Origin of the sequence: Salinisphaera shabanensis E1L3A, from assembly GCF_000215955.2 — a bacterium.
GTDB classification, from domain to species: domain Bacteria; phylum Pseudomonadota; class Gammaproteobacteria; order Nevskiales; family Salinisphaeraceae; genus Salinisphaera; species Salinisphaera shabanensis.
Map to the genome: position 1 here is coordinate 1 of NZ_AFNV02000006.1, position 22,800 is coordinate 22,800.

Genomic DNA, 22,800 nt, shown 5'->3' on the forward strand with positions numbered 1-22,800 from the left:
CCTTCGGCGTGTGGCTCGCCGTCGGCCCAACCCCGGCCCTGTCGTTCGCCTTCGTGGCCGCCGTCAGCACGCTGCTGATTGCCTGCCCCTGCGCAATGGGCCTGGCAACGCCCACCGCCGTGATGGTCGCCACGGGCAAGGGCGCCGAGATGGGCGTGCTGTTTCGCCGCGGCGCCGCGCTGGAGGGTTTGGCCCGCGTGCACTCGGTCGTGTTCGACAAGACGGGCACGCTGACTGAGGGTCGCCCTGAGCTCACCGACTTTGAACTCGCCCAGGACAGCGACAACCAGGGCAGCGACAACGACGCCCTGCGTCTGGTCGCCGCCGTCGAGGCCCGCAGCGAGCATCCGATCGGCGACGCCGTCGCCCGGGCCGCCCACGAACGTGGTCTCGATGTGCCTGCCGCCGAGCAATTCCAGGCGATCAACGGCCTCGGCGTCGAGGCACAGGTCGAGGGCCGCTCCGTCCACGTCGGCTCCGCGCGCTACATGCAGCAGCTCGGTGTCGATCCGGCCCCGCTGGCCGGCTCGGCGCAGCGCTTTGCCGACGCGGCCCGGACCCCGATCTACGCGGCCGTCGACGGCCGGCTGCTGGCCGTGATGGCCGTGGCCGATCCGATCAAGACGAGCAGCGCACAGATCGTGCAGGCTCTACACGACCAGGGCCTGGAGGTCGCCATGCTCACCGGCGACAATGAAACAACGGCGCGCGCGATCGCCAAGCAGATCGGCATGGATCGCGTCATGGCCGAGGTCATGCCGGAGCAGAAGGCCCGCGAGGTCGAGCGCATTCAGCAGCGCTCGGGCAAGGTCGCCTTCGTCGGCGACGGCATCAACGATGCGCCCGCGCTGGCGCAGGCGGATGTCGGCATCGCGATCGGCACCGGCACGGATATCGCGATCGAGTCCGGCGATGTGGTGCTGATGCGCGACGATTTGCGCGAGATCGTCAACGCGATCGATCTCGCGCGCCTCACGCGGCGCACGATCCACCTCAATTTCGTCTGGGCCTACGGCTACAACGTGTTGCTGATCCCGGTCGCCGCCGGCGTGCTGTACCCGTTGACCGGCTGGCTGCTCAACCCGATGGCAGCCGCGGGCGCGATGAGCCTGTCCAGCGTGTTCGTGTTGACCAACTCGCTGCGCCTGCGCCGCCACCGGGCGCCGCTGGCGCGCGCAGCCAATACCGCAGCGCAGCGCCGCGATCATGCCGATGCGCCCGCCGTCGAGGATTTCAAACGCGCGGCCTGACGTCTGGCCGCCGACGCCGCTGCTAATCGGTGCGGGCCGGCTATGCCGCGGGGCGGGCTTGTCGCCGATGGATAATCGTTCGTCTGCCCCGCGATATGCGACGATAACGGCATGATTGACGCCGCTTCAAACGCGAATCGTGGTCGCCAGGCGATAATCACCCTGTTGACGATCATTACCGTCATTCTTGTGGGCTGGACGCTCAAGATGACTTACGTGGTCACCATGCCGTTGACGCTGGCGTTTTTCGTCGCCCTGGTCTTGCGGCCACTGCAGCGACGCCTGAATACCTGGCTGCCCAAGCCGCTGCATTGGCTCAGCATTGTCGTTTGCATGGTCAGCTTTCTCGCGATACTCGGCGTGCTCGTGGCCAGTGTATGGCTGAGCCTGAGCATGATTCTGGCAAAGGCGCCGACCTATGCCGAGTCCGCGCGGCAACTCTGGGAGCAACTGCAGGCGCTGGCCGAGCCCCATGCCATGCATATGCGCAGGCTTGCCGAGCCCATGCGTGATCTGACCGGGCAGGCGCTGGGCTGGGTGACCTCGGGCATCGGCTATTTATGGCTGCTAATAGCTATGCTGTTCCTGGTCTTTTTCCTGGTTCTGCTGATGCTGATCGAGGCCGGCGAATGGCGGGACAAGATGTCTGTCGGTCTTGGCGAGGCGCGCTCGCGAGCCATCATGGCAACGGTTTATACTGCTTCGGAAAAGGTGCGCCGTTTTCTCGTGGTCAAGACGCTGGTCAGTGCGCTGACGGGAGCCAGCAGCGGCCTCTGGCTGTGGCTGCTCGGGGTGGATTTCGCGCTGCTGTGGGGCCTCCTGATTTTTCTGCTCAACTATATTCCCTATATTGGCTCGACCATCGCAGTGTTCGCGGCGGCGGTCATCGCTCTGCTGCAGTTCGGGCTGGGCTATGCGCTGGTCGCGATTTCTGGGCTGGTTGTCATCCAGCAGCTGTTGGGCAATGTCGTGGACCCCCGTTTGGCTGGACGCAGCCTGGAAATTTCACCCATCGTGGTGCTGGTTTCCATCGTGTTCTGGGGCTGGGTCTGGGGCCTCGTCGGCACCCTGATCGGGGTGTTGCTTACTGCGACTCTGGTCATCGTGTTCGAGCATATTCCGGCGCTGCGCCCGGTGGCTATTTTGCTCAGTCGTCGCGCATCGGATGTGTCGCCGCCGGGTTGAGCGGTCGCGCCCGCGAAGCGCACGTCCGTGCGCCGGGACGTGCGAACCTACGTCCGGCTGCCCGAAGCGGCTTGCGCCGCCGGCGCCGGTGCGCGAGTGCTTACTCCAATAACGCTCAAGCCGAAGACGCCCGCCAGCAACGAGGCCACCAGGATCGCCAGCTTGGCTGAAGTCACCAGCACCGGATCGCTGAAGGCCAGCGTGGCCACGAACAGGCTCATGGTGAAGCCGATGCCCGCGAGCACGGCGGCGCCGTAGATCTGTGCCCAGGTCACGCCTTTCGGCAACTGACCCAGGCCGACGACAACGGCGGCCCAGCAGGCGACTAGAATGCCCAACTGCTTGCCCAGGAACAGGCCGGCAATGATCCCGAGCGAAACAGAATCGAGCAGTTGGGCCGCCGAAGCGGCATCAATGACGATGCCGGCATTGAAGAAGGCGAACAGCGGCACCACCACCAGCGTACTCCAGGGGTGCAGCCGCCGCTCGGTCCGCTTTAGCGGCGATGCCACGTCGCGTCGGGGAATACGCAGCGGCACCGCCGCGGCAATGAGCACACCGGCAAGTGCGGCCTCGACGCCGGCCTTGAGCAGCGCCACCCACAGAATCAGGCCGGGAATGACGTAGGCTGCCTCGCGGGTGATGCCCATGCGGTTGACCACGATCAGACCCGCCACGGCCAGTGCGGCGACCAGCAGTGGCGTTAGCGCGAGCGCATCGCCGTAGAACACGGCGATCACCAGCACCGCGCCAATATCGTCAAATATGGCCAGTGCCGTGAGGAAAATCTTCAGCCCGGCTGGCACCCGCGAGCCCAACAGCGAAAGCAGGCTGACGGCCAGTACGATATCGGTCGCGGTGGGAATCGCCCAGCCCCGCAGGGCGGCCGCGTCGTCCCAGTTGAACCCGGCATAAATCAGCGCCGGCGCGAGCATCCCGCCCACGGCCGCGATAGCGGGCAGGGCGGCGTAGCGCAGGCTGGCCAGATCGCCTTCCAGGAGTTCGCGCTTGATCTCCAGGCCGACGATCAGAAAGAAAATAACCATCAACCCCTGGTTGACCCATTCCGCCAATGCGTCTTCCACAATCAGCGCCCCGAAGCGCAAATGCACCTCGGTGTCGTGGATCAGTTCATACAGCGGCGCCAGCGGTGAATTGGCCGCGCCCAGCCCGATCGCAATAGCTGCGATCATCAGCACTCCCGCTGTCTGCTCGTAGCGAAGCAGTTGTTGCAACTTGTTCATGAATCTTGAGTCGCTAGGTAGTGCACAGGGGCACTGATGAAGCGTAATAGTGGTAGTATTCGCAATGTGCTATGGAATTATATAAAGCACAACGATAAATATATCATTGAAAAGGTAATTAATATGAAAACTGCAAGTTCAAGACTCGGCCTTGCCGTTGCACTGAGTCTGGCCGGTTCGTCGGCAGCGCTGGCTGGAACTGAGCCAGTTGCGCCTGAGAACACGACGGCCAGGAACATGATGGTAGCCCAGGCTGAAGCCGTCGACGATCTGCAAAAATATGAGTCCATGTATCAAAATGAAATGATGGACGCAGAAACCATGCAAATGCTGGACGTGAACGCGGATGGCATTATTTCGAGAGAGGAGTTCATGCATGTGCACGAAGCTATTTTTGATATGGCCGATAAGAATAAAGATGAAAAGCTAGAAGAAGACGAGATGGGCAAGGGCAGTTTGCCGGAGATGAAGACAGGCTAATCGATTACACGAGAGAGGCGTTGTTTTGTTTGTGCCGTTGTCGGAACTTATGACGAGCGCAGATATCAAAACTTATAAGATGCGTGTCATAGCTACTTTAATATTGCTCGTCGTTGCGATAGCGGCACAAGCCGTCACGCCCGTGGCGTCACATAGCGATGATTTCGCATCGGCCATTGACTCTAATGCGACCCAGCAGGGGTCGTCGGCTAAAACAAGTTCTGCGAGCGCCGCGTCTGATCACGGTCACGAGGGCGGCGACACATCGCGAGAGCACTGCCACACTGGCGGGCACTGCTCGCCAAGCGCGCTCGATACCGATCCGTTGCTGTATCATGCACAATACTCGCCGGTTACGCGCACAGCGGGTCACATCAGCAGCGAGGCCGAGCCGGGCTTCGCTTCGCCTCCCTATCGCCCTCCGTCTCCTGTCTAGCCCGCCGTAGCGGTGCATGGCATGCACCCGCTTATCGATATTCTCGGTCGAGATCGATAAGCACGCCGGCGCGACCTCGACTACTTAATCGGCGATTTCGCACGCTTGGATCAGCATCCCAGGCGAGACGAATTTCCCCGACGGAACAATGATCGTCTGTTTTTCAATTAACAGACGTCTGATCAGTAGTACAGGAGACTAGACATGTATTATCCAAAGAAAACACAGGCCATTATTTCATCCTTCTGTCTCGGCGCCATCGCGCTTGGGGGGGCAACCATCGCCTCTGCCCAGGTTGGCAGCCTTGACCGATATCACAACCATGGGGCGTTGAACAACGCTGACGTACAGTTCGTGGCAACCGAGAACTCGGTTAGACGAATCCAGAGTCCCGAATCGTGGCGCACGTCCACCGGTAAAGCGACTGCAAGTCGGCTCGGAGGCAACATTAATGGGCCGTCGACACCTGGTGAAACCGAAGGCGTAAGAGGAGGCGAAGACTATGACGTGGCCCCAGACCGGCCCGAAAAGCGTACTAGTTCTGCCGATCAATCCGAACTCGATGAATCTAGAGGTGATCCGGGAACAAAATCTAACCAGGGGACGTCGGAGAGCGTTCAAGACCACTCCGATCCTCGATCCCATATCCACGCGGGCCCGCATAACCGGTGAGTGAATAGCACAAGGGCCTTGAGTCTTTGAGTAATAGCGGGGCGGCATAGGCCGCCCCGCTTGGTTGTGTGGAGCTCTATTCATGTGATTGGGAGGTGACATTTACAGTGTGCCTTACCGGGCCGGCGGCGGCTTGGTTGCCACTAATTGAATGGCCAGTATCGTCACTCCAATACCGATCGCCTGAATCCAGCCAAGCCGTTCGTCGAAGAACAGGCCGCCCAGCAGCAAACCGAAGACCGGCGTCAGGAAGGTGAAGGTATTCAGCCGGTTGAGCGGGGCTCGTGCCAGCAGGTAATACCACAGCCCGGTCATCAGCGCGGTGCCGAACACCACAAGGCCGACGAGACTGGCGACAAACCGGGGGGTCCAGGCGATGCCCCAGCTTTCGCCGACGGCTTGGGCGCCGACTGCCAGCGCCACCGCACCGATGAGCAACTGCAGCCCGGTAACCATCAGCACGTCGGCGCGGCCAGCCAGCGCCTTGAGCAGAACAATGCCCACCGCAGTGCCTACAGCGCCGAGGATGATCCATAGGAAAGCCTGTATGTCCGCCACGTGGTTCGGGCCCAATAGGCTGGGCGCCGACATCACCACTACGCCGACAAACCCGAGTAACAGACCGATCCCGATGCGTACGGTTAGACGCTCGGACAGGAAGATAGCGGCCAGCACGGCGGCAATCAGGGGCTGGGTATTCGCTACGACCGTGGCCAACCCCGGCGGGATATTGCCTCCACCCAGGAACATGCCCCCAAAGCCGAGGCCGGTAAAGGCCAGGCCGGCGGCCCCGATCAGCCCCAGATTAGCGAAGCCACTGGGCCAGGCTCGCCCGAGCCCGACGGCCAGGACAAGAACGAGTCCGCCCGACAGCGCTGCGCGCATGGCGGCGAAGACCAGAGGCGCGGCGGCGCCCAGCCCGACCTGGATAAGCGGGAAGCAAATGGCCCAGAGAAAGGTAACCAGCACCATGAGCAAGACATCGCGGATTGCCATGTCTCAGACCCACGGGCTTGGCTGACGCGCATGCGGCACTCGCGCATACACGCTGCGCGCATCGACGCACCAGGACGTGCGGAGGCAATCGTTGTCGCACCACTCACGCCGCACTAAGCGGTGCCTGTAGCGCAATATCGGCCCTACCGCGGCGGGGCGGGGATTGCAGGCCGGCACACACCAATCGCAAGTCATAGCCATCTCCGGGCTGCCCAGGCCAGGGGCGCCAGCATACGGGCCGTCATCCGCTGCCTTGGCCATGTGGTACTGAATTCCACGGCGCTGGCCAGATCCGTCTCGAACTGCTTCGTCAACGTCGATGCGAGCTTGCGGTTGCGCGCACACAGGTTAAGTTCGTGATTAACAAACAGGCTACGATAGTCAAGATTCGCGGTACCCACGCTGGCCCAGTCGCCGTCGACCGTCACCGTTTTGGCGTGGAGCAGGCGTGCGTGATAGCCAAATACGCGCACGCCGCGACATTGAAGACGCGCATAGATACGCCGCGCGATCCAGCGTATCGGGGCCACGTCACTTTTCCGGGGGACCAGCAAACGGACCGAGACCCCGCGCTCGGCCGCCTGTCCGAGCGCTCGCTGGGTCCATCCGTCGGGTACGAAGTAGGGGGTGGTCACTTCGATATGGTGCTGCGCCGAGGCGAACATCGCGGCGAAGATACAGCGCAGGCGGTGCGCGCAGTCGGCGGTTTTGTTCGGCAGCACCACGGCGCTGGGTGAGTCCGTTTCCGGCGCCGCCTGCCAGTGGCAACGTTGCCATAGGGCCTCGAATGCGGCCTGCGCCTGCTTGGCCTGATTCCCGGCCATGGCGACATGGGTATCCCGCCAGCGCCGTTCGCCGTAATACCGGCGCGAGTTTTCCCGATGGATATTGAAGCCGCCGAGAAATGCCTGCCGTTGATCCACGACCAGCAGCTTGCGGTGATTGCGCTGGTTGTAGCGCAACGGCTGCGACCAGTGCCAGCGGTGGTACCAGCGTAACGTCACGTCGTTGTCGCGCAAAAAGCGATCGAGCTTGCGGGAGGCCCAGAACAGCGAGCCGGCCGCATCCAGATGCACACGCACATCGATGCCCGCACGCGCACGCTCGGCAAGGACGTCGGCGAGCGCCCGGCCCACCTCATCGTCGGCAAAGATATAGCTTTCCAGCGCGATCTCGCGTTTGGCACCGTTGATGGCTGCATGCATGGCAGCATAGAGTTCGTCACCCTCGGTGAACAGGCGGAATGCGTCATCCCCCGGCCACAAGATTGGCTCACAGCGATCACGGCGTACCCGCGCTAATAGCCGCCTTGCGGCAGTCTTGCGCGGAGCGTTGGCCTCGTAACTCGACTGAGAGGTCACCGGGTCTTTATTCCGTGTTGGCGATGACGCGGCAGGTATTGCACGGGGTTGAACTCGAACGCCTCACGGCAGGCGCTCGAGCAGAAATAATAGGCTTTGCCTTGGTATGCGAATTCTTCCACCGCAGCCGTGTAGCTGACTTTCATACCGCAAACGGGGTCCGTTTGGGCGCGCTCGTTTGTTTGTCGTTTCATGACGATCTCCTTTTCAAGTGAATCCTCTGTTCCCGCGATTGCTGTGTATGGGCGCTGTTGAACCTGCTGATTGGACGATTAGTGCCGATGAGTAGATGTCTCGTGTTTCCAGGTCGTTATCCCAAGTCGTTTTCCTGCCGGTTGCGCGAGGCTTGCGCGAACTGGTGCCACTGACCCCCAGCGGGGGCTGAACATCGGCTCTGGCGTTGATAGTCGCGGTAGGCTTCGCCGAACCGGGCCAGCATCTGCTGTTCCTCGCAGTGGGCCAGCCAGAGATAGACCAGCACGATCACCGGGAATAGGCCTACCGAGAACAGCGTCGGCCAGTGACCTCGATCACCGTGTGGTGGTTTGTGCGCTCGGCGAGTCGCATGATTGCTTTTTAGTCGGGCCGGGCGGGTTCGTGGGAAAGCCGGTCCAGGGTTCGCAATGTTCGCGCGTCAGCGTGCCGGATCGCGGTGCCTGCGGCTCGCTGCGCAGTCCCCGCGCCAGCGCGACCATCACCACGAGCAACAGCAGCCCGACCGGCAGGCCCGCCACGATCGCCGCGGTCTGCAGCGCCGCCAGTCCGCCGGCCAGCAGCAGTACCCCGGCCAGCGCGCCGAGGGTCAGGCCCCAGACCGCCCGTAGCGGCAGGGGCGGCTCGCTGGCACCGTCGGAGAGGATGGTCGAGATCACCAGCGTGCCGGAGTCGCAGGAGGTGATGAAGAATGTCGCGACCAGCAGAACCAGCAACGCGGAGACCAGGGGGGCGAAGCCGCCGGGGGCGATCAATTCCACCGTGCGGTAGAGTGGCTGCGTCATATCGTTGCGTAACGGCCCGAGCAGGTTCGCGCCCTCGAAGAGCTCCAGGTACAGGGCGGTGCCGCCGGTAATGGCCAGCCAGGCGAAGGTGAGCAGCACCGGCACCAGCAGCACGCCCATCACGAATTCCCGCAGTGTGCGCCCGCGCGAGATGCGGGCGATGAACATGCCCACGAACGGCGACCAGGCGATCCACCAGCCCCAGTAGAACAGGGTCCACTCCTCCTGCCAGCCGCTGTGTTGCTGCGCGTCGGTCCAGGTGCTGAGTTCCGGTAGCGTCTGCAGATAGGCGCCGGTGGTCTCGACCAGCAGGTTGAGTACGTGCAGCGTGGGCCCGAACGCCAGGAAGAACAGCAGGATTACGCCGCTGAGCAGAAGATTGAAATTACTGACCAGGCGCACCCCGCGGCGCACACCGGAAATGGCGGAGCCCATGGCGATCAGCGTGATGATCGCCAGTATCCACAGTTCGCGCGTGACGCCCGCCTCGGCGCCGATAAGATAGGTCAGCCCACCTTCGATCTGCTGCACCCCCAGGCCCAGCGAGGTGGCGATGCCGAAGGCCGCGCCGAACACCGTAGCGATGTCCACGATCTGCCCGAGCGGGCCGTCGGCGTGGCGGCCGAAGACCTCGTGGAGCATGGCGCGCGGCACCAGCGGCCGGCCACGTCGGAAAGCGAAATATGCCAACCCCAGTGCCATCAGCGCATAGACGCCCCAGGCGCTCAAGCCCCAGTGGAAGAAGGTCAGGCGCATGGCGGCCGAGGCCGCTGCCGGAGTCTGGCCCTCGGCGACGAACGGATTGGCCGCGTAATGGTTGAGCGGCTCGGCGATGCTCCAGAAGATCAGCCCGATGCCCATGCCGGCGGCAAACAGCATCGAAAACCAGGAAGCATAGGTGAACTCCGGCGCTTCGTCATCACTGCCCAGGCGCACATTGCGATAGCGTCCGAAGCCGAGCCAGAGGACGAAGACCAGCACGAAGCCGACGATGGCCACGAAATACCATCGGAAGGTCAGCAGCACCTGATTCTGGATACGATCGAACACGGCCGCAGACTGCTCGGGCCAGACCGCGCCGATACCCACAAAGACCAGAATCAGCAGTAGCGACACGGCGGTGGTCGTGCGGTTGATGCGCACGGGTGGTTCCACAGTCGTCGTGGAACGCGGCGTTTCAGCCATGAGGTGCTCCTTGGTTATTGCGTGGGTCTTGGTATGGGTGGTTCAACGCGACGGTCGGGCGGCGCGGGCCGCCTCGGCCTATCGTTTGCCGCATCAGGCGACGCCGGAGCTGAACCAGCGATACAGCGGCACGAACAGAATCGCCAGATACCAGCCGTACAGATAGGCCTCGATCAGCCCAATGACGAAGCCAGAGAAACTCAGCCACTCGAAGCCTGGCAACAAAGGCGCCCACGCCTGGTACATCTGCAGGCTCCCGGGTGCGATCAGGCCGAAGCCCACGCACAGCAGATAGCTGATCAGCAACAACAGCGACAGGCTGTTGCCCAACGGGCCGATCCGCAGGCGCTGCGTGGTTTGTGTTGCATTGCTCATGGTCAACCTCCGTCTTGTGCAAATGTCGTTGTGGAAACCGGCGAACCAACGCCACCGCTGACAACCTGGCGAAGCTGTTAAATCCCGAGGTATGTTCATGCCGACTGGTACGACGGCGAGCTCCGTCGCCGGCGATTTTCGACATGTCCCGGCATAGCCAGAAATCCCCACCCGGGGTCAATGCGCCACCGGAGACGACAGACGCCACTCAGGTAGGTCGCCCACAGCTACACGGGCACGACGGTTTCGAATGGCTGACAGCGGGAGAATCATTTGAATCGCGGGTTTACCTCCTGTTGCAGCCTTACCGGGAACCAAACCAATGTTTGATGGCGGTGCGAAAGCGTAACGGAAGCGCCCGCCAGAACAGCGGCAACAGGGTGAGCAGCCCCAGCGCCAGCACCGTCAGGACGGCGCCATGCAGATCGCCGGTAGCCAGTTCGTCGCCGAAGTGCGCCAGCACGAAGCTGGCCGGCAGGATGCCCAGCAATGTCGCGACCGCAAAGCGCCAGAGCGCAAGCGGCGTGAGCCCGGCCGCATAGCTGATCACATCGAAGGAGACAAACGGCAGCAGCCGGGTGGCGAAGACGAACGCCATCAGGACATTCTGGGAGGTGATGACGCGATTTAGCATGCCGGCCGAGGCCAGGCGCTCGCCCAGCCGGGCGCGCAGTGCTTCGTAGCCGGCCAGGCGGGCGATGCCGAAGGCGATCAGTGCCCCTGTCTCGGCGCCGGCGGCGACATAGAGCGTACCCCAGCCATGGCCGTAGGCAGCGCCGGCGGCGAGCGCGATTGGCGCGCTCGGGATCGGGCTCATGACGATGGCCACCGTCATCAGACCGACGATCAGGGCCGGGCCTGCCGGGCCCAGATCGATCACCAGCCGTTCGAGGGTCTCGCCGTCCAGCGCCTGCGCCAGCAGCCCCGTTTGCCATAACATCAGGGCCGCTACGGCAAAAGCGCCGAACAGGCCAATGCCCGCTGCGATTCGCCAGCGCGGCTGGCTCATAGCGAGCCCAGCATGAGGGCGGCCAGCGAAGTGGATAGAGCCGCGAGCACGTGTTTATCCATGGCACCCGGCAAAGCGTGGGCTACTCATCGCGCGCCTGACCATTTCCACCGGTGGCGGTCGACTTCAAGGCCGGCCAGTCGGTAAAGGCGACGATATACAGCACCACCAGATTGACCAGCGGGACGAATATCAGCAGGCTGAGCCAGCCGGAAAAGCCGGCCTTGGAAAAGATCTTCCAGAACGGCGGCAGGATAATGGCGATCCAAAGCAGCATGAACAGCCAGTGACCGCCGAACCACATACCATAACCGCCGGACCACATCGTTTCGTGCATCATGATTCATTCCTCTTTGTTCGGACGCCATACAAGTGCCCGTCACTGCGGCATCCGGGGCCGTTCAAGGGGTGCTTGTCCTGACCCTGTGCCTGCATCAATGCCCGCCCACGGCATTGGAATGCGGCGTTTACTGTACCCATTATCGGGTCGGCGACGGCTTGGTCGCCACCAATTGAATCGCCAGTATGGTCACCCCGATACCAACAGCCTGAATCCAGCCGAACCGCTCGTCGAAGAACAGGCCGCCCAGTAGCAAGCCGAAGATCGGTGTCAGGAAGGTGAAGGTATTCAGCCGGTTGAGCGAGGCCTGCGTGAGCAGATAGTGCCAGAGCGCCGTCATGAGCGCGGTGCCAAACACGACGAGGCCGATTAGACTGGCTATAAACTGTGATGTCCAGGCGATGTGCCAGCTTGTGCCGACGGCTTGTGCACCTACTGCCAACGCCATCGCGCCGACGAGCAACTGCAGCCCGGTGACCATCAGCACGTCGGCGCGGCCCGTCAGCGCCTTGAGCAGGACATTGCCCATCGCGGTCCCTACGGCGCCAAGAATAATCCATACAAAAGCCTGTAGGTCAGCGACGGAATTGGGCCCCAAAAGGCTGGGCACGGACATCACCAGCACGCCGACAAACCCGAGCAACAGACCGATGCCGACACCTAAAGTCAGCCGCTCGGACAAAAAGATCGCGGCTAGCACGGCGGCAATCAAGGGCTGGGTGTTTGCGACAACCGTGGCCAAGCCCGGCGGTATTTTACCGCCCCCGATGAACATGCCACCGAGGCCGAGGCCGGTAAAAGTCAGGCCGGTGGCCACGATCAGTCCCAGATTGGCGACGCCGCTGGGCCAGGGACGGCCCAGTCCGACGGCCAGAACAATAACGAGTACCCCCGACAGCGCTGCACGCAGGGCCGCAAAGACCATTGGCGGGGCGTCGGTCAGGCCGACCTGGATAAGCGGAAAGCAGATCGCCCAGAGAAAGGTAACCAATACCGTAAGCACGACATTGCGGATCGCCATGGCTCAGACCGACGGGGACGGGCGAGATCTAGGTTCCGCTCGCGCCGGTTCGCGGAGCGCATGGGCGCACCAGGAAGGGCCGATGCACTCGTTCTCGTGCAGCCTGCACTGCGCCAAGCGGTGCTTATGAGACAGTATCGGCCGGAGCGTGCGACTGCGGCTGCAGGTCGGCACACACCAGGCGCAGGTCATAGCCACCGCCGGGCTGCCCAGGCCACGGGTGCCAAGACACGGGCCATCGTCCGCTGTCTTGGCCACGTGGTCGTGAATTCCTCGGCATCGGCCAGATCTGTCTCGAATTGCGTTGTCAACGCCGATGCGAGCGTGCGGTTGCGCGCGCACAGGTTGAGTTCGTGATTGACGAACAGACTACGATAATCGAGATTCGCGGTGCCTACGCTGACCCAGTCGCCGTCGATCGTCACCGTTTTGGCGTGCAACAGACGTGTGTGATAGCCAAACACCCGCACACCTCGACATTGCAAACGCGCATAGATGCGCCGCGCGATCCAGCGTATCGGGGCCACGTCGCTTTTCCTGGGGACCAGCAAACGGACCGACACCCCGCGTTCGGCCGCCTGTCCGAGGGCCTGCTGGGTCCATCCGTCGGGTACGAAGTAAGGGGTGGTCAGTTCGATATGGTGCTGTGCCGACGCGAACATGGCGGCGAAGACACAGCGCAGTCGGTGCGCGCAGTCAGCGGTTTTGTTCGGCAATACCACGGCGCTGGAAGAGTGCGCCTGCGGTAGCGCCCGCCAGAGGCAGCGTTGCCAGAGAGCCTCGAATGCAGCCTGTGCTTGCGTTGCCAGATCCCCGGTCATGGCGACATGGGTGTCTCGCCAGCGGCGTTCACCATAGTGTCGGCGCGAGTTCTCCCGGTGGATATTGAAGCCGCCGAGGAAGGCCTGGCGTCGATCCACGACCAGCAGCTTGCGGTGATTACGCTGGTTGTAGCGTAACGGGCGCGACCAGTGCCAGCGGTGGAACCAGCGTAACGTCACGCCGCTGTCCCGCAAAAAACGATCAAGGTCGCGCGAGGCCCAGAACAGCGAGCCGGCCGCGTCCAGATGCACGCGCACGTCGATGCCCGAGCGTGCGCGTTCGGCGAGGACGTCGGCAAGCGCGCGGCCGACCTCGTCATCGGCGAAGATATAGCTTTCCAGCACGACCTCGCGCTCGGCTGCGCGGATGGCCGCCTGCATGGCGGCATAGAGCGAATCGCCCTCGGTGAACAGGCCAAAAGACTCATCGCCCGGCCACAAGATTGGCTCGCAGCGGTCCCGGCGTGCCCGCGCGAACAGTTGTCCGGCGACAGACGTGCTCGAAGTGCCGGCTTGGTGACGCAGCCGAAAAGTCACCGCGTCTTCATTCCGTGTTGGCGATGACGCCGCACGTATTGCACGGGATTGAACTCGAACGCCTCGCGGCAGGCGCTCGAACAGAAATAATAGAACGTGCCCTGATACAGGTATTCCTCGACCGCGGCGGTGTAGCTGACTTTCATGCCGCAAACCGGATCCGTTCGGGTGCGTTCATTGGTTTGTCTTTTCATCGTCCATCTTCTCCGTTGCCACTATCTTCTTTGCCGAGATCACGACTCGCGAGCGTTGCCGAATCGGCGATTGAGGCCGTTGTAAATAGGGCAGAAGACGAGCCCGGCGTAGGCGCCGAATACGAAACTTTCTACCAGACCGAGCAGAAAGCCCCACCAGGTCAACCATTCGAACGCCGGTAGCACCTGCTCGAGAAATGCATGCATATGCAGGCTTTGCGGTGTTACGAGTCCGTAAATGACGCAGATGATGAAGCTTACGGCGCCAAACAGGGCCAGCGCCCAGCTCACCAGCTTGGTATTAAGCATGTTCCGTCTCTCCTAAGGCCATATCGAGGGCGAAGCCGCCGATTGTCTAATGTTTGTGATTCGAATGCTCATCGGCCGGGCCTTTCTGGTCCGCCGATCGGTCTTTGGTGCCGCTGTCTTTTCCGTGGCCGCCATGCCGGCCGTGGCCGCCGTGCCCGAACAGGTGCATACCGATAAATAAACCGCCGAACAGTACCCAGAACCAGTTATCGATCAACCATTCCATGAAAGCTCTCCTGTTGCATAAAAATACGCGTGTTCTCCGATGTTTCGCTTATATCGTCGGGTTTTCTCCGATGATTACCGTGTCGCGCTGTGTATATCGATAGGGCGGTACCACCAGATTCAGGGGCGCCGGTACGCCCTTGAATACACGCCCGGCAAAGTCGAACTTGGAGCCATGGCACGGACAAAAATAACCCCCGGGCCATCGTGGATCGAACGGCGTCTCGCCGACTTCGGGGCGGAAGTTCGGTATGCACCCGAGATGGGTGCAGATGGCCACCACGACGAAAATGTCCGGACGAACGGAACGCACCGGGTTTTCGGCATATTCGGGCTGTTGGTCCGCTTGAGAATCCGGATCCAGCAGGCGCGACTCCAGCTCGCCACTGCGCAGTCGCTGTAGCATGTCGGGCGTGCGGCGCAGCACCCACACCGGCTTTTGCCGCCATGTCACCAGCACTTGCTGGCCCGGCGCGATCGCGCCGAGCGCGACCTCGACCGGCGCGCCGGCGGCCCGGGCACGGGCGCTGGGCCACGAGCGCATAAAGGGAACGGCCACAGCGACTGCACCGGTGGCGCCGGTCACGGCCAGCGCCGTGCTCAGAAAACGCCTGCGAGCCGTGTCCTTTTGTGTTGTTCTGAAATCCGCCATTGGTTTGCCTCTCGAGCGCGTGCCGCTGCGTTGTTACGCCTGCGCTGCCTGTGTGTGGGCCTGACACGGGTGCACGGGCCGGTTCTTGTCTTCCTGCGACATCTCGCGCGTCAGCCAGAAGCCCGCACCCAGCAGGATTGCGCCGCCATAGACCATGCTCTGGCCCGGCACCTCGGCGAAGATCACGAAACCCAGGGTCGAAGCCACGACCGGCGAGACGATGATGTCGACCAGGGCATAAACGTTGGCGTTGATCGTCTTCAAAACGATCGAGATACCGAAATAGGCGAAACCCGTGGAGACAACGCCAAGCCCGAGCGCCCACAGCATCACCGGCAGGTCGATTCCCAGTGTCGGATAGCTAATCATCGCCGTAATCGCGCCGGGACCGGAGATCAACACAAAGGGCGAGAGCACGAGTGCGGCGACCAGCAGCGACCAGGCGATATCGTTGCCGGTTTCGCTCTTGCCCTCATAGCGCATGTAGGTGACCATCGCGGCATAGATGACCCCGGTGGCCAGGGCGACGAAATTGCCCAGCATGTGGCCACCGCCGAGCGGATTGGCGAGGGCGATACCGGCCATGGCAATGGCGAAAATCACGATATAGCTCTTCTTGGCCTTTTCGCCCAGAAACAACGCCGAGAAGATGAACACGAAAAACGGCGCGATGCTCCAGAAGATCACCGCGTTGGCAATCGGCACCAGCGACATGGCGTAGTTGAATACGCCGCCCTGGGCGGCGATCAGTACGCCGATCAGCGCCGTATCCTTGACGTTGCCCCTGGGAAACCGCGGCCATTCACCGCTCGCTATAGCGCGTGCGACGAACAGAAAGGCCGCCGCGCAGGCCATGGCATAAAACGTCAGCGTCTGGATCGGAATCCGCCCATCGGTGAGCTTGACGAACACGCCGATGGTCGCCTCGGAGACCGTGATCAATGCCAGTAGCAGCAGTGTCTTCATGGTTCTGTCCTGCTCGGCGCTGCGCGCGTCACGTCAATCGCGGTTGCGTCGGATTCGTCAAGACAAATCGCCTCGACTTGCAGGGTGGCGAAAAAGAAACCGTATTCTTCCTTGAGCATGCCGTGGGCGGCCTTCAATACGGCCTGTGGATCGGCGCCCTCGGCGACTCGCAAATGCCCGGAGAATACATAGCGCCCGCTCGTGAGCGCCCAGGCATGCACATGATGGGCATTGGCAACGCCCTCGAGTGTCTCCAGGGCCTCGATCACCTCGCTTAGGCTGATATCGGCGGGCGTGCCCTCCATCAACAGATGCGCGGCGTCGCGCAGAATGCCCCAGCTCGCCCAGAGCAGCACAAAGCCGAACGCGATGCCGAGCAGCGGGTCGATCAGCAGGAAGCCCGTGTATCGAATTACCAGGGCGGTGACGATGATCAGGATGCTGCCCACGAAGGTCTGGATGATATGCCACAGCGCGCCGCGAACGTTGAGATCGGTGCGGCTTTGCTTCCAGATCAGACCCAGCGAGACGAATTCGGTGAACAAGCCGCCGGCGGCCGCCCACAGCATGGGCGCGGTCGGCAGATCGACCGGTGCGGCCAGGCGCATCGCGCCCATGACGATCACGATCAGCGCCATGCCGAGCAGAAAGCCGCCATTGACCAGCGCGCCGATAATCTCGGCCCGGTACCAACCGAAGCTGCGATCTTCATCGGCCGGACGATGCGCCAGCCGCGCGGCGACGATGGCTACCAACACACCGCCCACGGCCGAGAAGGTATGGAAGGCATCCGAAATTACCGCGATCGAACCGGTCCACAACCCGATTCCCAACTCGATAAAGAAATAGATGCCCGTCAGCCAGGCCGAGATTGCCATGCCGGGTCCGCTGGACGGCATGTGACCTGCGTGGCCGCTATGACTCTGCTTCATGGATTATCTCCTGTGCTCAATAGCAGCGACAAGCTGTGGCCCAGCGGGCCGATGCGTAAAGAACTGGTATTTGTATTCAAGTCAGCCATGCTTGTATTCCTTCTTTTCAATAGTGCCCAAGGCGTCAAATGAGCGGTTGGTTTGCATACTCGTCAACGCCACGTGCGGCCAAGACGGCTGCGTGCGTCACGTTGAATCGTCGTTGCTGCGATCCCGCGAGGCGGACGCGAGCCGGCGCCACTGGCCCCAGCGCGGGATGAACATCGGCACGCGGCGTTGATAATCGCGATAGGCGTCGCCGAATTGGGCGAGGACCTGCTTTTCCTCACGCCAGGCTAGCCAGGTGTAGACGAGTACGACCACCGGAAACAGGCCGACCGAGAACAGCGTGGGCCAGTGCACCACGCCTTCGCCAAACAAGGCGATGAACAGCCCGGTGTACTGGGGGTGTCGCACGAACGCGTACAGTCCGTCGGTTACCAGCTGGTCTTGCCCCCGCGCCTTATGGACCTGGCGCCAACCCTGGATAAACAGGCCGATGCCGATAAAGGCGAGCGCGTAGCCAAGCAACATCGAGATCAACATGCCGGTTTCGCCCACCCCGACCAGGGTCGACCAGAGGCTGGCGCTGGCATAGTCGCTGTCCAGGCCGAAGAAGCGCACCAGCAAATAGACCGTGAGCGGAAAGCCGTACATCTCCGCGTACAGTGCAATGATGAATGCCTGTACTACGCCGGCGCCGGCCCATTCGCGCCAGTTCTGCGGTGCGAAATAGCGATAGAAGAACCAGGAGATCAGCACGATAACGATCAGTGCGATACCCCAGGCGCCCGCGTGGTTGAATGATTCATTCATGACTCGGCCTCCTGTAAGGCGATGCAGTCGAAAGGCCCATCGCCGGAGCCCGGTTGCCGGCGGAGCGGATAAAAATCTGTTCTGGAGGGCGCGAAGCGCCAGCGCCGGGCGAGTCAATTAAGATGCCGGCTTGGGCCCCATAGCTAGTACGCATGTGATTCATCCTGCTTGGGAGGGCACTTCACGCTGGCGTAGCTGCAGAACACGCAGCAATCACCCGACCTGGGTTTGAGCAAGGTTTTACAGCTGACACACTCGTAAAAATACAAACAGGAATCGGTGGGCATGGTTTCCGTGCGCTGATGCCCGCAGATGGGGCAGGTAATGGTGGACTGACGCTGTATGGACTGCTCGGGCATATTTCTCGCCGTGGCTGAAAGAACAAGATTGACAACGGAGTTTCATAGACCGGTGCTCCTGCTGACAGTGGTAGTTTGCTGACGAGCTAACGCGCGCCAATAGGATCCGTCGGGCCTTGGCATCCGGGCGGCCTATGACGGCCCGACCCCGTGTTGCCGATGCGGCCGGATGTAGCGCGCTGGCTCGACCTCGAACGCCTCCCGGCAGGCGCCGGAGCAGAAGTAGTAGGTCTTGCCGCGGAAGATGAATTCATCAGCGGCCGTGGTGTAGCTGACCTCCATGCCGCAGACCGGGTCTTGATGCGTAGGTACGGGTTTTTTGTCGCTTCATATCGCCTCCTGATATAGGGATGGTTGGCTGGGTGAATAACGGGTATGGCCACTGTTGAGGTGGATTGCATCGCAACACTCGGTGGTCGAAGGAGGGGGCTTCCCCGGACACCGGGGCGTGCGATGCAATCCATGACGGTTAGTCCTGCGTCGGCTCTTGCTGGGCCTGCATCTGCTCCATCATCTGGCCCATCATTTCCTGCATCATGTCCATGCGCTTGTGCATCATCTGCTGGCGCTGTTCGATGGTCATGTTCTCGCCCATGCCGTTGGCGCCCATCATGCTGTGCATGCCGCCCATGGCCTTGTGCATCTGCTGCATGTGCTCTTGCATCAGGCGCTGACGTTCTTCCGAATCCTGGGTTTCGTGAATTTCCTGCATCGTCTGATGCATCTTCTGCATGCGCTCGTGCATGGCCCCTTTGTCCATGTCACCCATGCTTTGACCCATCTTCGAGCCCGTGGCCTGCTCGGCGTCGTGATGCCCCTGCTCAGCATAGGCCATGGGTAAGGCCAATGCAAATGTCAGGGTCGTTGCGGTTACAAGTTTTTTCATTACGTATTTCCTTGTCGTCATATTGGTAAGACCAAGTGGCGGCTGGGTTGCCGGCCCGCCACATACCGGCATTGCGCGGCGCTAGGCACAACGGAACATTTCGTCAAGCGACCGACCCGAGCCTGGGTCCCTTCAAAGGCCGTTGCCGTCACGGCATACGTCCGTGTCGCGCTGGGTATGCTGTTTTGGCTCGTGGTTGAGGGTTTCGATAATGGGGCAGCCGGTGACCGGTCCGCGGCCTGAGCAACGGCGGTTGACGTCGTGCAACGTGACGCGCATGCGCTCGAGATCCGCCAGGCGGGTTTCGATTTCGTCCAGCTTGTCCTCGGCGATCGCCTTGATGTCGGCGCGCTCGCCGCCCGCCTGCAGCCGCAGTAGTGCCATGATCTCTTTCAGCGTGAATCCCAGCCGCTTGGCACGCCGGATGAAGCGCAGCCGCTGTTCTGCGTCGCGCGGGTAACGGCGATACCCGCTGTTCGCACGCGGCGGCTCGGGCATCAATCCGCGCCGCTCGTAATAGCGAATGGTTTCTACCCGGGTGTCTGCGGCGTTGGCAAGCTGTCCTATGGAATAGGTCATGTTTGTCATCCCTTGTCGTTTAGCCCACTCTAAAGGCGGTAGTTAGGTACGGAGTCAACAGGGGCGATGGGTGATTTTGTCGATCACGAGTGCGCAACCCGATTCGGATCGGCGCGCCCAACAGAATCGTCACGCAGGCCGGTATCGCCTCCGCGCGATACCGGCCTGGGATCTAGCGTTAATGACGTCTCAGTACCAGGCACGCAGCCCGATCACGAAAGCAGTCGACGAGGTCGGCTCGCCCTCGGCCCGTGCCATATCCTTGGTGTCACCGTAGGTCTGCTCCCAGCGCACGCCGATATAGGGCGCGAACTCGCGCCGAATTTCATAGCGCAGCCGCACACCCATTTCCGTATTGTTCAGCCCGCTGCCGATACCGTATTCGGGCACGTCCTGGGCGGCGGCGTTAAACTCGAGGCGCGGCTGCAGGATCAGCCGTTGGGTGAGCAGCAACTCGTACTCGAATTCGCCCCGGAAACTCACGTCGCCGTCTTCGCTGACGAACAGTGCGGTATCGGACTCGAACCAGTATGGGGCCAGGCCCTGCAGGCCGAGCACAGCAAAGCCACGGTCCGGGTTCGGATTGACGTCGTAGCGCAGACCGGCCTGAACGTTCCAGAACGGGGTGACGGTGCGGCTATAGAGCGCCTGGAACTCGGTGTCTTCCGGCGAACCGCCGTGGATCGGGCCTTCACCCTCGCTTTTGAGCCAGAGCTTGTTCCAGTCGCCGCCGAACCAGGCCCTGGGTGTCCCAGAGATAGTTGTCGGTACCGTCGGTGGCGCCGTATTCGAGCCGGTCGATGAGCAGCATTTTGTGAATCTGCTGGTCTGGCACCGGTTTGTTCCAATCCAGCGGCGCACCGCTGGCCGGATCGATCGGGCCGTCGGGTACGATCGAATCGAGCTCGGCCTTGCCCTCGGGCGCTGCATGAATCGGCAGGGCGGCGCCGAAAAGCAGCGTCGCGGCCCCCACGGCCGTTGTTATCGCCTGTTTAAACATTCTCGTCTCCCGATTGATCGCTCACGCGCACGACGCGAAACATGCCCATTTCCATGTGATAAAGCAGATGGCAGTGAAAGGCCCAGCGGCCCGGCTCGTCGGCGGTGATCAACAGCGACGCGCGCGAACCCGGCAGCACGTTGAGGGTGTGCTTGAACGGCAGGTGATCGCCCTGGCCGTTCTCCAGCTCCATGAACATGCCGTGCAGATGGATCGGGTGCTCCATCATCGTGTCGTTGACCAGCACCAGCCGGATGCGCTCGCCGTAGGGGAACTCGATAGGCGTGGAATTACCGTACTTCACGCCGTCGAACGACCACATATAGCGGTCCATATTGCCGGTCAGGTGGACCTCGACGGTTTTCGAGGGCTCGCGCCGGTCCTGCATGGCCGTGACGTTGCGCAACTGGTTATAGGTGAGCACGCGATGGTTGACGTCTTCGAGACCGGTACCGCGCTCGGCCAGGCGATCACGCTGGGCGTTGGCCACGTTGATATTGCCGGCGCCGTGCATATCTGGGCCGTGTTTGGCGATAACCGGGCCGTGTTTCTCCATCATAGCGCCGGTGCCCATGGTGCCGGCGTTCGGCCCCGTGCCATGGGCCATCTTTTTCATATCGTGACCCATGCCGGCCATGCCGGAATCCTTTTTGGGCGTGCCCATCTCTTGCATCGAGCCGTGATCCATGGACATCTTGTCGTGGCCCATCTTCATCTGACCCGGTTCGTGCGACATCGTCATGTCGCCCATGTCCATATCGGACATATCCATGCCCATATCGATCATGGTGCGCTGGGGCTGCTCGCGCAGAGCGGGCACCGGCGCGACCATGCCCATACGCGGCGCCAGCGTGCCGCGGGCATAGCCGCTGCGATCCATACTTTCGGCCATGATCGTATAGGCCTGCTCGGCTTTCGGTTCAACGATCACGTCGTAGGTTTCCGCCACGCCGATCTGGAACTCGTCGGTCTCGACCGGCTGAACTTCCTTGCCGTCGGCCGCCACGACGGTCATCGCGAGACCGGGGATACGGACATTGAAATAGGTCATCGCCGAGGCGTTGATCACCCGCAGGCGGACCCGCTCGCCGGGCGTGAACAACCCGGTCCAGTTGGCTTCGGGGTGCACGCCGTTCATCAGATAGCTGTAGGTGTAGCCGGTCACGTCCGCGATATCGCGCGGGCTCATGCGCATATCGCCCCAGGCCAGGCGATCCTTGAGTGTGGCCGCGACACCGGACTTGCGAAAATCCTCGGCGAGATCACCGAGCGTGCGCTCGCTGAAGTTGTAGTAGTCGCTGACTGCCTTGAGCTTGGCGATCACGCGATGCGGATCCTCGAACGTCCAGTCGTTGAGCATGAGCACGTATTCGCGGTCGGCGTTTATGCCGTCGTCGCCCGCGGGATGGATGACGATCGGGCCGGTCTGGCCGATCTGTTCCTGGATGCCGGTATGGCTGTGGTACCAGTAGGTGCCGGCCTGGCGAACCGGAAACTCGACGTCGAAGGTGGCGCCCGGGTCGATGCCGGGAAAAGTTACGCCCGGTACGCCGTCGAACTGGAAGGGCAGCAGGATGCCGTGCCAGTGGATCGAGGTGGACTCGTCGAGATGGTTGTGCACGCGCAGATGCGCGTTGCGACCTTCCCAGAGTTCGACGATCGGGCCGGGCGTGGTGTGGTTCAGCGTAATGGCCGACGCGCGACCGCCGGCGATATCGATCATCTCGCGGCGGACATGGACGTCCATCACCACATCGCGTGCGGCGCCGCCCGGGACCTGAGCGGCGGCGGTGTCGAGGTATCTTGCCGCGCCAGCGGCCAGGCCGTTGCGGGCATAGGCTGGTAACAACGCATTGAAGCCGGCCAGCACGCCGGTCGCGCCCATGGCGCGCAACAGGCGACGCCGGTCGCTATCGTGTGTATGTCGAGTCAT

The 22,800-nt window shown here is 62.1% G+C and carries 27 protein-coding genes and 1 pseudogene; 3 read left to right on the plus strand and 25 right to left on the minus strand.

Features of this window, described 5'->3' with window-relative positions; translation table 11 throughout:
• Window positions 1-1,250: heavy metal translocating P-type ATPase (locus SSPSH_RS04785; RefSeq protein WP_021031428.1), on the plus strand; the 1,250-nt coding region annotated here is incomplete at its 5' end.
• Window positions 1,251-1,361: 111 nt separating this feature from the next.
• Window positions 1,362-2,435 carry an AI-2E family transporter gene (locus tag SSPSH_RS17755; protein WP_006911970.1) on the plus strand — a complete coding sequence of 358 codons (1,074 nt, stop codon included), beginning with the start codon at window positions 1,362-1,364 and terminating at the stop codon, window positions 2,433-2,435.
• Window positions 2,436-2,482: 47 nt separating this feature from the next.
• On the opposite strand, the gene nhaA is transcribed toward SSPSH_RS17755, so the two are convergent.
• Window positions 2,483-3,679 carry a Na+/H+ antiporter NhaA gene (gene nhaA, locus SSPSH_RS04795; RefSeq protein WP_006911969.1) on the minus strand — a complete coding sequence of 399 codons (1,197 nt, stop codon included), beginning with the start codon at window positions 3,677-3,679 and terminating at the stop codon, window positions 2,483-2,485.
• A 36-nt stretch (window positions 3,680-3,715) separates the two neighbouring features.
• Between nhaA and SSPSH_RS04800 the strand changes: the two genes are divergently transcribed.
• Entirely contained in the window at window positions 3,716-4,159 is a 444-nt protein-coding gene (locus SSPSH_RS04800) for a hypothetical protein (RefSeq protein WP_084623419.1), read from the plus strand.
• A 1,222-nt stretch (window positions 4,160-5,381) separates the two neighbouring features.
• Here the strand turns inward: SSPSH_RS04800 and SSPSH_RS04805 are convergent.
• From SSPSH_RS04805 to SSPSH_RS04900, 24 genes and pseudogenes are all read right to left on the minus strand, one after another.
• Complete coding sequence (locus tag SSPSH_RS04805) at window positions 5,382-6,263, minus strand: DMT family transporter (RefSeq protein ID WP_006911967.1); 882 nt, start codon at window positions 6,261-6,263, stop codon at window positions 5,382-5,384.
• A gap of 191 nt (window positions 6,264-6,454) precedes the next feature.
• On the minus strand, window positions 6,455-7,528 hold the full coding sequence (locus SSPSH_RS04810; RefSeq protein ID WP_006911966.1) for a phospholipase D-like domain-containing protein: 1,074 nt from the start codon (window positions 7,526-7,528) through the stop codon (window positions 6,455-6,457).
• A 92-nt stretch (window positions 7,529-7,620) separates the two neighbouring features.
• On the minus strand, window positions 7,621-7,818 hold the full coding sequence (locus tag SSPSH_RS04815) for a YHS domain-containing protein (RefSeq protein ID WP_006911965.1): 198 nt from the start codon (window positions 7,816-7,818) through the stop codon (window positions 7,621-7,623).
• A gap of 116 nt (window positions 7,819-7,934) precedes the next feature.
• Window positions 7,935-8,111 carry a hypothetical protein gene (locus SSPSH_RS19095; protein WP_006911964.1) on the minus strand — a complete coding sequence of 59 codons (177 nt, stop codon included), beginning with the start codon at window positions 8,109-8,111 and terminating at the stop codon, window positions 7,935-7,937.
• A gap of 43 nt (window positions 8,112-8,154) precedes the next feature.
• Complete coding sequence (locus SSPSH_RS04820) at window positions 8,155-9,807, minus strand: BCCT family transporter (protein ID WP_021031431.1); 1,653 nt, start codon at window positions 9,805-9,807, stop codon at window positions 8,155-8,157.
• Window positions 9,808-9,900: 93 nt separating this feature from the next.
• Window positions 9,901-10,182, minus strand: a complete 282-nt coding sequence (locus tag SSPSH_RS04825; RefSeq protein WP_006911962.1) for a DUF5676 family membrane protein — start codon at window positions 10,180-10,182, stop codon at window positions 9,901-9,903.
• A gap of 304 nt (window positions 10,183-10,486) precedes the next feature.
• Window positions 10,487-11,191: a TVP38/TMEM64 family protein gene (locus SSPSH_RS04830; protein ID WP_006911961.1), complete on the minus strand. Its 705-nt coding sequence runs from the start codon at window positions 11,189-11,191 to the stop codon at window positions 10,487-10,489.
• 82 nt (window positions 11,192-11,273) lie between these two features.
• A complete protein-coding gene (locus SSPSH_RS04835; RefSeq protein WP_006911960.1) occupies window positions 11,274-11,531 on the minus strand; it encodes a hypothetical protein in 258 nt (85 codons plus the stop codon).
• Window positions 11,532-11,670: 139 nt separating this feature from the next.
• Window positions 11,671-12,552 carry a DMT family transporter gene (locus SSPSH_RS04840; protein WP_006911959.1) on the minus strand — a complete coding sequence of 294 codons (882 nt, stop codon included), beginning with the start codon at window positions 12,550-12,552 and terminating at the stop codon, window positions 11,671-11,673.
• A gap of 188 nt (window positions 12,553-12,740) precedes the next feature.
• Window positions 12,741-13,814 carry a phospholipase D-like domain-containing protein gene (locus SSPSH_RS04845; protein WP_021031432.1) on the minus strand — a complete coding sequence of 358 codons (1,074 nt, stop codon included), beginning with the start codon at window positions 13,812-13,814 and terminating at the stop codon, window positions 12,741-12,743.
• A 92-nt stretch (window positions 13,815-13,906) separates the two neighbouring features.
• A complete protein-coding gene (locus tag SSPSH_RS04850) occupies window positions 13,907-14,104 on the minus strand; it encodes a YHS domain-containing protein (RefSeq protein ID WP_021031433.1) in 198 nt (65 codons plus the stop codon).
• A 39-nt stretch (window positions 14,105-14,143) separates the two neighbouring features.
• Window positions 14,144-14,413 (minus strand): DUF5676 family membrane protein, encoded by a 270-nt coding sequence (locus SSPSH_RS04855; RefSeq protein WP_006911956.1) that lies wholly within the window; start codon window positions 14,411-14,413, stop codon window positions 14,144-14,146.
• Window positions 14,414-14,459: 46 nt separating this feature from the next.
• Window positions 14,460-14,639: a DUF2933 domain-containing protein gene (locus tag SSPSH_RS04860; RefSeq protein ID WP_006911955.1), complete on the minus strand. Its 180-nt coding sequence runs from the start codon at window positions 14,637-14,639 to the stop codon at window positions 14,460-14,462.
• A 48-nt stretch (window positions 14,640-14,687) separates the two neighbouring features.
• Complete coding sequence (petA, locus tag SSPSH_RS04865; protein ID WP_021031434.1) at window positions 14,688-15,290, minus strand: ubiquinol-cytochrome c reductase iron-sulfur subunit; 603 nt, start codon at window positions 15,288-15,290, stop codon at window positions 14,688-14,690.
• Between the two features lie 33 nt (window positions 15,291-15,323).
• Window positions 15,324-16,256: a DMT family transporter gene (locus SSPSH_RS04870; protein WP_006911953.1), complete on the minus strand. Its 933-nt coding sequence runs from the start codon at window positions 16,254-16,256 to the stop codon at window positions 15,324-15,326.
• Window positions 16,253-17,188, minus strand: coding sequence for a cation diffusion facilitator family transporter (locus SSPSH_RS04875; RefSeq protein WP_006911952.1), 936 nt, complete (start codon window positions 17,186-17,188; stop codon window positions 16,253-16,255). The genes SSPSH_RS04870 and SSPSH_RS04875 overlap by 4 nt, the downstream gene beginning before the upstream one ends.
• 186 nt (window positions 17,189-17,374) lie before the next feature.
• Complete coding sequence (locus SSPSH_RS04880; RefSeq protein ID WP_006911950.1) at window positions 17,375-18,043, minus strand: methyltransferase family protein; 669 nt, start codon at window positions 18,041-18,043, stop codon at window positions 17,375-17,377.
• Window positions 18,044-18,186: 143 nt separating this feature from the next.
• Window positions 18,187-18,402: a GDCCVxC domain-containing (seleno)protein gene (locus SSPSH_RS19650; RefSeq protein ID WP_084623428.1), complete on the minus strand. Its 216-nt coding sequence runs from the start codon at window positions 18,400-18,402 to the stop codon at window positions 18,187-18,189.
• A 132-nt stretch (window positions 18,403-18,534) separates the two neighbouring features.
• Window positions 18,535-18,693, minus strand: a pseudogene (locus SSPSH_RS18325) (YHS domain-containing protein); the annotation flags it as partial.
• A 178-nt stretch (window positions 18,694-18,871) separates the two neighbouring features.
• Entirely contained in the window at window positions 18,872-19,288 is a 417-nt protein-coding gene (locus SSPSH_RS17760) for a hypothetical protein (protein ID WP_006911948.1), read from the minus strand.
• Between the two features lie 132 nt (window positions 19,289-19,420).
• Window positions 19,421-19,867 (minus strand): MerR family transcriptional regulator, encoded by a 447-nt coding sequence (locus tag SSPSH_RS04890; RefSeq protein ID WP_021031435.1) that lies wholly within the window; start codon window positions 19,865-19,867, stop codon window positions 19,421-19,423.
• A gap of 189 nt (window positions 19,868-20,056) precedes the next feature.
• On the minus strand, window positions 20,057-20,626 hold the full coding sequence (locus tag SSPSH_RS18330; protein WP_244263491.1) for a copper resistance protein B: 570 nt from the start codon (window positions 20,624-20,626) through the stop codon (window positions 20,057-20,059).
• On the minus strand, window positions 20,559-20,867 hold the full coding sequence (locus SSPSH_RS19385) for a hypothetical protein (RefSeq protein ID WP_021031437.1): 309 nt from the start codon (window positions 20,865-20,867) through the stop codon (window positions 20,559-20,561). The genes SSPSH_RS18330 and SSPSH_RS19385 overlap by 68 nt, the downstream gene beginning before the upstream one ends.
• Window positions 20,860-22,800 (minus strand): copper resistance system multicopper oxidase, encoded by a 1,941-nt coding sequence (locus SSPSH_RS04900; RefSeq protein ID WP_006911945.1) that lies wholly within the window; start codon window positions 22,798-22,800, stop codon window positions 20,860-20,862. Before SSPSH_RS04900 ends, SSPSH_RS19385 begins: the two co-directional genes overlap by 8 nt.